Source organism: Candidatus Clostridium helianthi, from assembly GCF_045310795.1.
Classification (GTDB): Bacteria; Bacillota; Clostridia; order Clostridiales; family Clostridiaceae; genus Clostridium; species Clostridium helianthi.
On sequence record NZ_JBJIAB010000027.1, the window covers coordinates 15,675 to 27,771 of the forward strand.

General features: G+C 30.7%; 11 protein-coding genes. 9 read left to right on the top strand and 2 right to left on the bottom strand.

Going from position 1 to position 12,097, the window contains the following annotated elements; all coding sequences use genetic code 11:
- Position 1: 1 nt before the first annotated feature.
- Positions 2 to 634 carry a dihydroxyacetone kinase subunit DhaL gene (gene dhaL / locus ACJDTP_RS18310; protein WP_406762042.1) on the top strand — a complete coding sequence of 211 codons (633 nt, stop codon included), beginning with the start codon at positions 2 to 4 and terminating at the stop codon, positions 632 to 634.
- A gap of 396 nt (positions 635 to 1,030) precedes the next feature.
- The gene (locus tag ACJDTP_RS18315; protein ID WP_406762043.1) at positions 1,031 to 2,476 is read left to right on the top strand and encodes a lipase family alpha/beta hydrolase; all 1,446 of its coding nucleotides are present in this window, start codon (positions 1,031 to 1,033) and stop codon (positions 2,474 to 2,476) included.
- Between the two features lie 206 nt (positions 2,477 to 2,682).
- Here the strand turns inward: ACJDTP_RS18315 and ACJDTP_RS18320 are convergent, their stop codons facing one another.
- Positions 2,683 to 2,889, bottom strand: coding sequence for a DUF5808 domain-containing protein (locus tag ACJDTP_RS18320; protein ID WP_406762044.1), 207 nt, complete (start codon positions 2,887 to 2,889; stop codon positions 2,683 to 2,685).
- A gap of 327 nt (positions 2,890 to 3,216) precedes the next feature.
- Positions 3,217 to 4,377: a flagellin lysine-N-methylase gene (gene fliB, locus ACJDTP_RS18325; RefSeq protein WP_406762045.1), complete on the bottom strand. Its 1,161-nt coding sequence runs from the start codon at positions 4,375 to 4,377 to the stop codon at positions 3,217 to 3,219.
- A gap of 372 nt (positions 4,378 to 4,749) precedes the next feature.
- Here fliB and ACJDTP_RS18330 point away from each other — a divergent pair, with 372 nt between their 5' ends.
- From ACJDTP_RS18330 to ACJDTP_RS18360, 7 genes are all read left to right on the top strand, one after another.
- Entirely contained in the window at positions 4,750 to 6,657 is a 1,908-nt protein-coding gene (locus ACJDTP_RS18330) for a BglG family transcription antiterminator (protein ID WP_406762046.1), read from the top strand.
- Entirely contained in the window at positions 6,650 to 7,711 is a 1,062-nt protein-coding gene (gene ypdE, locus ACJDTP_RS18335; RefSeq protein ID WP_406762047.1) for an aminopeptidase, read from the top strand. The genes ACJDTP_RS18330 and ypdE overlap by 8 nt, the downstream gene beginning before the upstream one ends.
- A complete protein-coding gene (locus tag ACJDTP_RS18340) occupies positions 7,704 to 8,027 on the top strand; it encodes a PTS sugar transporter subunit IIA (RefSeq protein WP_017210580.1) in 324 nt (107 codons plus the stop codon). The genes ypdE and ACJDTP_RS18340 overlap by 8 nt, the downstream gene beginning before the upstream one ends.
- A gap of 1 nt (position 8,028) precedes the next feature.
- Positions 8,029 to 8,367: a PTS sugar transporter subunit IIB gene (locus ACJDTP_RS18345; protein ID WP_406762048.1), complete on the top strand. Its 339-nt coding sequence runs from the start codon at positions 8,029 to 8,031 to the stop codon at positions 8,365 to 8,367.
- Positions 8,368 to 8,379: 12 nt separating this feature from the next.
- The gene (locus ACJDTP_RS18350) at positions 8,380 to 9,693 is read left to right on the top strand and encodes a PTS sugar transporter subunit IIC (RefSeq protein WP_168982199.1); all 1,314 of its coding nucleotides are present in this window, start codon (positions 8,380 to 8,382) and stop codon (positions 9,691 to 9,693) included.
- Positions 9,694 to 9,821: 128 nt separating this feature from the next.
- Entirely contained in the window at positions 9,822 to 10,910 is a 1,089-nt protein-coding gene (locus tag ACJDTP_RS18355) for a M24 family metallopeptidase (protein ID WP_406762049.1), read from the top strand.
- The gene (locus ACJDTP_RS18360; RefSeq protein WP_406762050.1) at positions 10,911 to 12,092 is read left to right on the top strand and encodes a MalY/PatB family protein; all 1,182 of its coding nucleotides are present in this window, start codon (positions 10,911 to 10,913) and stop codon (positions 12,090 to 12,092) included.
- The last annotated feature ends 5 nt before the right edge of the window (positions 12,093 to 12,097 follow it).

Genomic DNA, 12,097 nt, shown 5'->3' on the forward strand with positions numbered 1-12,097 from the left:
GATGGAAATTATAAATAAAATTTTATTGAAAAGCATACTTGAAGAAATATCAAATGTGATGAATGAAGAAAAGCAATATCTTATAGAACTTGATGGTGCTATGGGAGATGGAGATTTAGGCCTTACAATGTCATCCGGATTTCGAGGTGTCTATGAAGAAATAGATAAAATTGACTCTGATGATATTGGAATTGTGCTTATAAAGCTTGGAATGAAAATGAATTCTATTGTACCTTCAACTATGGGAACACTTATATCTACATGTTTTCTTAAAGCTGGTAAGGAAGTAAAGGGTAAAATGGAAATAAACCTTTTAGATATTGCTAAAATGGGAAGAGCTTCTGTTAATGGAGTAATGGAAAGGGGCAAAGCAAAAATTGGACAAAAAACTATGCTTGATTCCTTAAATCCTGCAGTTGAAGCGCTGGAAAGAGCAGTACATGAAAACCTAGAATTAAAGAAAGCTTTTGAAATAGCATATGAGGCAGCAAAAGTTGGTGCAGAAAATACAAAAACAATAAAATCTGTTCATGGAAGAGCAGCGTATTATGGAGAAAAGTCTGTAGGCAAACCTGATTCTGGAGCCACAGCAGTTATGTTTATATTTAAGGGAATTTTTCAAAGTTTTAAATAAGGTTATAATATTAAATAAGTAATCTTTATAAACAGCTATTTAAGAAAATATTCTTAGAAATCATAAATCCTAAGGATATTTTCTTATTATAATGTCTATCTTTCTTAAAATTAGTGATTAAGACATATAAGCAATAATCTGGAAAGTGTTCTGAACGACTGGAATTAAATGATAAATTTTCTCGTAACATCTGAAAAGTAATATATTATTAAAATTTTCACTGCACAAAATTCGTCTGCAATTTGCTTCTTTTTAAATTTAACTTAATTAATAGATAAGATGTAAGATAGTAAATTTAGTTAAATACATATTCTTCTTAAAATTATAGGGTTTTATCACATAATATGGTAAAATTGAAGTGCTTAATAAGAATTATAATGAGAGAAAGGAGAAAGTATGACCGAAATTATAGTGATTTTTGCATTAACACTGGTAACGCTTAGTGCCATATTCTTGGATATCACGAAAAAATTAAATTTGCTACATAAGATTTTAATGTATATATATTTTATCTTTGCGCCACATATTGTTGCGTTAGGATATTTTTTAATCCAACATAGTAAATTTGGACAAGATAATGCTATATACAGATGGGCTATTTTAACGGAGATAATTATTTTTATTCTATATATTTTTATAAAAGTAAACATAATTCCAAATAATAAAAAGCAAATAGTAAACTTTAGATTAAGAATAATGTTAGGCGGAAGATGTCTTGTTTTATATGGATTATATACAGCATTTGTTCAAATTATTATATATTTAATAGGAAATACAATGATGCAAAGATTAGCAATTCCAGAACACATATTAGTAATTGATAGTATTATTGTTATGTTAAACATTATTATTTTAATTATCAATGGAATGCTAAGAATTTTATGTACTTCAAGAAGATTAAATATTGTAAAAAGACTTATAGTAGGCTTTTGGAGTCTTATTCCAATCGTAAATATTTTTGTGATGTTATATGCTTGCCATATTGCAGCAATAGAGTATGATCATGAGTGTTATAAAGTAATTAATCATGAAGCGCGAGTTGATTCAGAAGTATGTAAAACAAAATATCCTCTTGTATTAGTTCATGGTGTAGGTTTTAGAGATTTAAAATATATTAATTACTGGGGCAGGATACCTAAAGAGTTAATTCGTAATGGAGCCACAGTTTATTATGGAAATCAGGAAGCTTGGGGAACAGTTGAGTATAATGCAAAAGATATAAAAAATAAAATATTAGATATATTGAAAGAAACAGGATGCGAAAAGGTAAATATTATTGCGCACTCAAAAGGTGGACTAGATTCACGTTATATGATTAGTAAATTAGAAATGGGAGATTACGTTGCATCATTAACCATGATATCATCTCCACACAGAGGATGTAAGTTTGTTGATCTTGCTTGTAAAATTCCTGATAAAATCTATAAAGCCATTGCAAGATTTTTTGATAACCGTTATAGATTTCTAGGTGATAAGAATCCTGACTTTTATACTGCAAGCAGACAGTTTTCAACTTACCATAGTAAAAAATTCAATGAAGAGGTAAAAGACGTAGATGGGGTGTATTATCAAAGTTACACATCTGTAGTAAGAAATATATTTAGTGATTATGTTGTTGCAATACCATATATTTTGGTAAAGTTAACAGAAGGTGAAAATGATGGTCTGGTATCTATTGAATCTGCTAAATGGGGAGAATTTAAAGGAGTATTGAGAAATAAACGAAGGCGTGGAATCTCTCATGGAGATATTATAGATCTAAGAAGAGATGACTATAAAGACTTTGATGTAATAGAAAAATATGTGGAAATTGTATCAGATCTTAAAAATAAGGGCTTTTAGGTAGTATTATAAAATTTATATGAAGCATTATAGCTAATGAGTAAAGGATTAAAAATACTAAGGCAGGTTTAATTAACTTCGCTTAATATTTTTAATCCTTTATATTTTAAACATTTCTATTTTATCGTCTAAAACCAATATTTATTACTTCTTAAACGTGTCATTTTACAAGTATATTCTGATTCAAACTTTAAAATTTTGTATTATTAAAAAAATCTAAAAGCAGCAAATACTAATAACATTATTATAACTGGAATAGACAAAATAGATGCCATTATACGTCTACCAATTTTACTTCCAAAATTAATAGTGCTTCCTATACCATTCCTCTTATCAACAGATTCAGATGGATTATCTGGATTATAGTAGAAAATTCCAAGTTTCCAATGTCTAGGGTCATCATCTTTATTCACTAGAAATACATCTCCTTATATTTATATACAAATAGTTAATTTTACATTTGTTTAATTATATACCTTTAATTGTAAATATTCAAATGTCTAATGAATCTACATATAAATTTTGAATATTGATTTTGAAAACAGGATGAAAAGCTAAAAATATACTAAATGCATAGTGTATTTAACCAAAAGACTCTGTATAGATGATTCTTCAACTGAGAATACTGTACAAGGTTTTGAAATTTTGGCAAATAATCAATAATAGTCAAAAATGAGAGTATAGCACAAATACTAGACTTTAATGTGAAAGATAAGTATTACGTATACTCTACATTATTTCTAATTCATTATTAAAATAAGTAATTGCTCTAAATCAAATATTCTGCTTGTATTAAACATTTCCTCAAGGTCATAAAGGGTTTTTTCTGAATTTTCAACTTCCTTAGAATACATATGTATTATGTCTATTTGATCATTTATATCAAAGTTATAATTATTATCAATCCAGCATACTACATTTAACTCTTTAATAATGAGATAACTCATGACAGCTAGTGTAACTTTAGAGGATAATTCTTCATCAAAAATAGCTTTCATAAAATATTGGAATATAAAATATACCATTAAATGTTCATATTCATAGGTTTTAGTTTTATAATATTCATTAAAAGCATCATATTGTTTTTTATAAAAAGTAACATCGTCTATTTTGTAAAAACATTCAATAGCATGATCTAGTATTTGTGGCCAGTTATCATTAATAGGATCGAGGTTTTTATACTCATTCATACATTTAAGCATATTTTTATACTTATCAGATTGTTTTGCTTTATACTTATCAAACTTATTAAGAAGCTCTTTCTTATAAGATTCGCTAGAATATCTATTTACTATATTTTTAATTTTTGATAGCTCATTTTTATTTATTTCTTCTTGAATATCATGAGCAAAATTAATTACTAATGCAATCCTATGATTTAAATCTATAGATCGGTCTTGTAGAATATCTAAGACCATTTTCCTAGCTGATATTAGTTGCACGGAAATATCAAAATTTATATCATCATATGGATCCTCTATTTCATAATCATCTGAAACTTCAAAAGTAATTGGATTAGGATCTTGAAGAATTAATCTTGTAGCCTCAGGACAGGACAAAGATATCCCCATCTCACGTAAATTACTATATTCCTCTATTAACCTTGGATATGTCTTGCATGTATAACATAAGCTTTTTTCTCCAAGTTCAGTATAGATATCACAAAGATTATTTTTATTTAAAAATGGGCAGTTATTATTTTGTAATACAAAACCTGGCTCTCCATCTTCATATAATGTTAAATTTGATCTTAATCTTTCACCAAATTCACCACTTACCTTGTTATAATTCTTATATGTTTCATCATCAATTATAATTTCCCACCCAGCACAACAAGTATCAGTACATTTTGAAGCGATGCATTTAAAATCTTTATAATAATTGGGTACTATTGTTTTCATGTAGATTACCTCTTATGTGTATTAATTAAATTCCATTATAATATACCACTTAATTTAACATTGAGGAAAGTATTTTAATGAGAGAACAATATTTTGTGGAATAATACTTGTTTGATTATATGGATAATGTTTTGACTGCAAAGAATAAAAGGATAAATGAAATTACTTTTGATTTTCATAAAATGTCCCTTAGAGATACAATAGTAGAGAGGACAGTATTTTGAATAATGATTGATATTTAGAGAAGTATTTTATTGTGAGTTGGCTATATATTAGGAAGATTATTGCATTTTTATATGCAAAAGTTCTCCTTTTATAGAAAAGATTATTTTTATATAATAAAAATATAAGGGATAGGAGAGTGTAGTTCAAATGAGATTTAGTCAGATAATGAGTGACTTTATAGACAATGAAGATTACTGTTCAATTGAATATTTTATTCACAAATACAAAGTATCTAAAAGAACAATTCAAAGTGACATTTCATATCTCATGAGAATTTCAGCTAGTAAAGGATTTGAAATACATATCAAAAGGGGAGTGGGATATTTATTAGAGATTAAGGACGATGAATTATTCGGGAAATTTCTTAAAACTTTAGATGAAAACATTGTTTTTAAGATAAAAGAAAGGCCATCTCAAGTGCTGGCATTTTTATCAGTCCAAGATGAATACATTTCAATGGATAAAGTTGCAGACACTTTTCAAGTTTCTAAAACACTAATCAAACATGATATTAAAAAGGTAGAAGAACTAGCTAAAGGTTACCATATGGCTTTGGAAAAAAAGAGCCATCATGGAATTAGAATAGTTTCTTCGGATAGATACCTTAAAAAATACTTATGCAAGGAATATCAAACTCAAAACGTATTTGTTCGAATGGCTGTTGATGGTGTTGTAATTGATTTTTCAAATGTTGAGTCTCATTTAATAAGAGAGATGAACAGAGAAAAATTAAATATTAATTATAATGAACTATTAAATATGATAGTTTTTCTAAAATTAATGGTATATATTGCACTAAAAGGGAATAAGCAATATGTTCAAGACTATGAATTTCATGAATCTAGTCCTATTGAAAAAATTGCTGCATCATTAATTAATACAATGGAAAAGAAATATAATGTATGCTTTGATAAGGATAGCGTTGAGGAATTGATAGAAGTTATGAAGAAAAATATCCGTAGGAAAGATGCATATGTTTCCTTTACTGACAATCTGATTGATGATATAGAAGTTTTTCTGAAAAAAACAGATGAAACCTATGATACTCACTTTTTTGAAGATCAGGACTTGAAACGGCTTCTACTTTCACATATGTCCCTGTTGGTGGACAGGCTTCACAATAAAATTTCATATAAAAATGCTCTGGCAAATGAGTTAAGTATCACATATCCCATGATATTTAATATCGCAATCCAATTTTGTGACATTCTTCATGAAAAGTATAATGTAGAATTTACCTTTGATGAGATAGGGTTTGTAGCTATGCATTTTGCAGCACATATGGTAAAGGAGAAACAGCTAAAGCTTCAATCTTACAATAAAATCTGTGTAGTATGCTCTTCTGGCGGTGGAAGTGCATATATGATTAAAATGCAGCTTGAATCCATATTTCCAAAGGCAGAAGTCAAAACTTTCTCTTTTTTGCAGCAGGATGAGATGATCAGCTATAAACCCGATATTATTTTTACAGTTATACCAATATCTTATGATGCCCATATACCTGTCATTTATATAAAAGAGCTTCTGGATGATAAAGATCTATATAGAATCAGGCAGATTCTGCAGTGCGATGATTATGATCCCTATACATTGATTAATGAAAATCCAATATACTACTCCTATTTCTCAAAAGAATTTTTCAATATAACAGAAGAAGATGACTATGAACATCTCATTAGAGGGATGGCAGAAGATCTTGAAAAGAAAGGATATGGCAAGGAGGGATATGCAGAATTAGTTATGGAAAGAGAGGCATTCATAAGTACCATTTATTTAAATGGCGTATGCATACCTCATCCTATTGAAACAGATGCCTTAAGAAATACAATATCAGTGAGTATATTAAAAAAGTCCTTTATATGGTTGGAAAAAGAAGTAAGGATTATTTTTATGATTTGTTTAAAAAAGGAACAGGTTGAGGTCTATAAAGACATTACTAAAAAGTTGTATCAGCTTATGCGGGAGCCAAAATACTTAGAAAGAGTTATTCGTGTTAAATCTTTTGAAGAGCTTATGGCAGTTATGAAAGAGATGGGCGGTGTTAATTATGAATGATATTTTATTGAAAGCATTAAGTGATGCGGACAGTATAGCTTCAAATGAAAATGAAGTCAGGGAGATTTTATACAAGGAACTTACAAAATATAGTGATGAGGTTTTTTGTGATAAAATTGGAAGTATTATATTTCATAAAAAAGGGAAAAGTGAGAATCCACTGAAAATTATGCTCTGCGCCCATATGGATGAAGTGGGCTTTATGGTTCGCAGTATTTCTGATATCGGGTTTATTTATCTTATAGCTGTCGGCGGGGTGCAGGATAAAAGCAAAGAAATGCAGTTAGTTAGATTAACAACCTTTACTGGTAAAAAAATAGAGGGACTGTTAAATGTTACAAAAGATAGTGAAGGAAATATAAAAGATATGTACGCTGACATTGGATGTGACAATTTTGATGAGGTTAAATCATTGGGAGTAGAAATAGGCAATATGGTTTGCTTCGCAAGTGAAGCAAGACAATTATCAAATGAAAAGGTTTATATAGGAAAAGCAATGGATGACAGGGCGGGCTGCTATGTTATTGCCGAGGCCATGAAGAGTATGAAAGATGATTTGGAAAATGACATTTATTTCGTTGGAACAAGCAGCGAGGAAGTCGGGACTAGGGGCGGGAAAACTTCAGCTTATATAATCAATCCAGACATAGTTTTTGCTTTAGATGTAGCAAATAATCCAGAACTTACAAAAAATTATACAAATCATCGTCTTATTGGTAAAGGACCAATGATTGTGCATTATGATAAGACAATGGCTCCTAATATAAAGCTCCTAAGGTATATCATTAATATGGCGGATGAAAAAGGAATTCCATATCAATGCGATATGTTTAGCAGGGGAGGAACTGATGCTGGAAATGCACATTTAGATCGAGGCGGAAAACTATCATTGGTCTTAGGAATACCACTACGGTATTGCCATGGCGCATATTCTTTTGTCCATAGTGATGATTTGGAAAATTTAATTAAACTTGTACATGAGCTATGTTATCGTTTAAAACGTAAAGATTACGATAAATTTATAGATTTTTTAGGAGGATATGAAAATGACTGAAGTAGAACAAAGCATTATTATGGAGATGATTTCTTCCGCTGGTGAAAGTAAGGTGAAATCTTTTGAAGCATTAAAAAAGGTAAAGACGAAAGAGTATGATGAGGCTCGCAAATTATTAAATGAAGCCAGAGAGGCAGATTTGGCAGCTCATCAAATTCAAACAAAGATTATAACTGCTGAATTGTCAAATAGCGAAAATAAACCTGAAGTTGGGTTATTAATGGTACATGCACAAGACCATTACATGACAGCTCAATTAGCTAGAGATCTAATTGAGGCGCTAATAAATGTATTTGAAGAAAGGGAGGAAAAGTAAAATGAAGATTGTATTATGTTGCGCAGGAGGCTTTTCAACTACTATGCTTATGGACAGTATGAAAAATACCATTAAAAAAAGTGAAAAACTTAAAGAGAAGGATTTTAAATTCATTGCAATCCCTGTAGATATTCTTGAAAGTGAAGTAGAAGGTTGTGATGCTGTTGTTGTAGGACCACAAATTGCACATAAGTTGGATTATATTAAATCAATTATTGATCTACATGAGATTCCTTATGTTGTTGTAGATAAGGAGACTTATGGCAAGATGGATGGAGCAACAGTATTAAAAAAAGTTCTTATAGAACGTAAAAAAGCTGATATGAAAAAAATAAAGTAAGGAGGTTGAATAATGTTTAACAAGTTTGAAGCTTTTATGAGCAAGTACTTAGCGCCACTTGCTAACAAGATGGATAAAGAAATTCATTTAAGTGCCATTAAAAAAGCCATGGTAGCTTTAATGCCTTTGTTAATTATTGGTAGTTTTTGTTTAATTCCAGAAGCCATCCCTAATATGATTGGTGAGAATAATCCAATATCTCAATGGATATTAGCTAATCTTGATATTATTTATATTCCTTACAACGTAGGTATGGCACTGATGGCCTTATACGCTACAGCTTTTATGGCCTATCATCTTGCCAATTCCTACAAGCTGGATGTACCAGGGTGTATCAGTATGGCGGTTATCTCTTTCCTTATGATGACTGTTGATTATACAAAAGATGGCGGAATTATGACTAAATATTTAGGACCTAAAGGTCTATTTGCAGCAATGTTTGCAGCAATTATTGCAGTGGAATTATATCGCTGGTGTAAGAAGAAGAAATTCACAATTAAAATGCCTGATTCAGTACCAGATTTTGTTTCAAGATCTTTTGAAATGATTCCAATATCAGTTATTATTATTGGTTTCTTCTTAATTATTCGTATTGTGTGTGTTAATGTGTTTAATATCATGCCTCCATTAATTTTTACAAGCATATTTGCACCATTAGTAGGCTCAATGGACAATCCATTGTCTTATACATTCTTAAAGATGTTGCAATGTTTATTATTTTTCTTTGGAATTCATCCTTCTGTATTGAGTCCAATAACAACTCCAATTTCTACTCAGTTCCTAGCGGAAAATATAGCTAACTATAAAGCCGGATTAGCCATGACTCATTTCTTCGCCCCAGGTCCAGAGTCTGCATTTGGTAACTTTACAGGAACAGGTATAACATTTGGTCTAGTATTCTGGTGCTTATTATCTAAATCAAAGGCCTTAAAGCAGATAGGACGTGTTGCATTAATTCCTGCGTTATTTGGAATAAACGAACCAATACTATTTGGTGCTCCAATTGTATTAAATCCTATATTTTTTATTCCATACGTTATTTGTGGTGGAATTATAGGAACTATCCCTGGTTGGATGATGAACTTTGGAATGTTAAGCTGTTCATTCTTTACACCTCCTTATGTGGGTGTTTTCTTAGAGGGATATCTTACTAATATGGATCCAATGTCCATTGTTGCAAATGCAATTCAATTAGTCTTGTCACTTGTTGTATGGTATCCATTTTTCAAGATATATGAAAAACGTTATCAACAAAAGGAAAATGATAAGAATAACATGTCTAAAGAAGATGAAGAAATCTTAAAGGATCTCGATTTGGACTTCTAAAAAGAAGGAGCTGTAGCATAAAGAACAAAATCACGATATATTGGATTAGATTTTTAAATCTTAAGACAACATATTGTAGTTAAATTTCTTTAATGTGACAGCTCCTCATTTTTAAGGATGGTGATAATATGGCTAAAAGAATAGAAAAAATACATGAGTTTATGCATCATAATAATATTGATGCTCTTCTTATTAAAAGTAAAACCATGAAAAAATGGTTATCAACTATGACAGGTAGCGGATGCAATGTCTTAATCACTCAAAATAAAGGTTTCCTTATATTAGATGGGAGATATTTGACTGAGGCTAAAGAAAAAGAACATGATCTTGAAATCATTCTTCACTCATCTCATGAAATGGGATGCAGTTATCTAGCGGCAGCTCAAGATATATTGAAGAAAGAACATTGCCACAATTTAGGGGTTGAAGCTTCTCAGATGTTAGTTAAAGAATACAGAGATGTTGAAAAGATTGGTGTTCAGATTATTTTGTTAGATGACGAAATAGCTGATTTACGTATTATTAAGCAACAGGAAGAAATAGATATCATGCAAGAGGCAGTTGATATAACAGACCATATTTATAAAAAGGTGCTCGCAAATATTCATTTAGGAATGACAGAGTATGAAATAAGCGCTTTGGTTCAATATTATTCAATTAAACAAGGAGCTCAGCAAATGTCTTTTGATACAATTGTAGCAACTGGGGAAAGGACAGCTTTTCCACATGGCAGGCCAACTGGACGCAGAGTCAAGGCTCATGAGCCAATTATGATTGATTTTGGAATACAATATAAAAATTATCAATCAGATATGACGAGGATGTGTTTTATGGGAGAGCCTGAACCTAAGATTAAAGAAATTTATGATATAGTTTTGAAAGCGCAGCTGATAGGATTGAACGCTATTAATGCTGGAGCTATTGCTAGTGATGTGGATAAGGCTGCTAGGGATGTTATTGAGAAAAATGGATATGGGCAGTATTTCAACCATGGACTGGGTCATGGCCTTGGAATCGGTGATGGCTGTGAATTGCCAATTTTGAATTCTGCAAGTAAGACTATTTTAAAGGAGCATATGATGATGTCATGTGAACCTGGAATCTATGTTCCAAATATCGGAGGAGTGCGTATTGAAGATGATGTGGTTATTATTAATGGCAGAGGTGTTCCCCTCAATAAAACTACAAAGGATTATATAATTTTGGAGGTGAAATAGATGAAATATAATTTTGATGAAGTTCATAATCGTTTAGGAACCTATTCTACACAATGGGATTATATTGAAGATCGCTTTCATAAAAAAGATTTAATACCATTTTCAATTTCAGATACTGATTTTACTATTCCAAAACCAATTACTGAAAAAATTCTTCAAGTTGCCAGCCATCAGATATATGGATATACCAGGTGGAATCATCATGATTTCAAATCTTCTATAACAGAACATTATAAGAGAAGATTTAATACATGCATTGAAGAAGATTGGATTTTATATAGTACAAGCGTTATGTATTCAGTATCATTATTAATCAGGCTGCTAAGTGCTCCAAAAGATAAGATTTTGACATTTAATCCTATGTATGACTCATTTTTTACAGTCATAGAGGATAATGATCGCATATTGGTATCAAATGATTTAATTCATAAAGAAGGTTCATTTGAAATTGATTTTGATCTATTTGAAAAACAGGTACAGGACTGCAAAATATTGCTTTTATGCTCTCCACATAATCCTACAGGTATGATATGGTCACAAGATGAGATGAAAAGCATGATATCATTGTGTAAAAAATATAATACAAAGATAATTTCGGATGAGATACATATGGATATACAGATTGGACAAAAGAAACAAATACCACTTTTATCCTATATCCATGATTATGATGAGTTATATACAGCATCTTCTTCCAGTAAAATATTTAATACACCTGGCATGATTGGTTCATATGTGATGGTACCAAATGAGACAGTGAGAAATGATTTTTTATATCATATTAGGAAGAGAGATTTTCTGAATTCTGCAAGTATATTTGGAATGTATGCGACAATGGTAGGATATATGCAATGCGATGATTATATTGATGAGCTAAATGACTATATCCGTGGTAATATGCAGCTGGTGGAGGACTTTATTAAGAGTGAGCTGCCTGACTTCAAATTTAAAAAACCAGATGCTACTTATTTGGCATGGATAGATGGAAGAGGAGTTCCATTCATTTCTGAACAGATTCAGGATGCTCTAGTAAATGTGGGCGGAGTTGCTATTATGAAGGGTGAAACCTATGGGAATAATGGTGCAAAATATTTGAGGATGAATTTAGGATGCCCCCGTTCAAAGGTTGAAGAAGGGTTAGAGCGCTTTAAAAAAGCCATGGATTATTTGTATTCAAAATAGGAGGA

Coding starts and splice junctions, on each gene's coding strand:
- fliB (WP_406762045.1), bottom strand. CDS start 4,377: ATGAAAACAATAGTACCCAATTATTATAAAGATTTTAAATGCATCGCT.
- ACJDTP_RS18315 (WP_406762043.1), top strand. CDS start 1,031: ATGACCGAAATTATAGTGATTTTTGCATTAACACTGGTAACGCTTAGT.
- ACJDTP_RS18340 (WP_017210580.1), top strand. CDS start 7,704: ATGACTGAAGTAGAACAAAGCATTATTATGGAGATGATTTCTTCCGCT.
- ACJDTP_RS18330 (WP_406762046.1), top strand. CDS start 4,750: ATGAGATTTAGTCAGATAATGAGTGACTTTATAGACAATGAAGATTAC.
- ACJDTP_RS18360 (WP_406762050.1), top strand. CDS start 10,911: ATGAAATATAATTTTGATGAAGTTCATAATCGTTTAGGAACCTATTCT.
- dhaL (WP_406762042.1), top strand. CDS start 2: ATGGAAATTATAAATAAAATTTTATTGAAAAGCATACTTGAAGAAATA.
- ACJDTP_RS18355 (WP_406762049.1), top strand. CDS start 9,822: ATGGCTAAAAGAATAGAAAAAATACATGAGTTTATGCATCATAATAAT.
- ACJDTP_RS18345 (WP_406762048.1), top strand. CDS start 8,029: ATGAAGATTGTATTATGTTGCGCAGGAGGCTTTTCAACTACTATGCTT.
- ACJDTP_RS18350 (WP_168982199.1), top strand. CDS start 8,380: ATGTTTAACAAGTTTGAAGCTTTTATGAGCAAGTACTTAGCGCCACTT.
- ypdE (WP_406762047.1), top strand. CDS start 6,650: ATGAATGATATTTTATTGAAAGCATTAAGTGATGCGGACAGTATAGCT.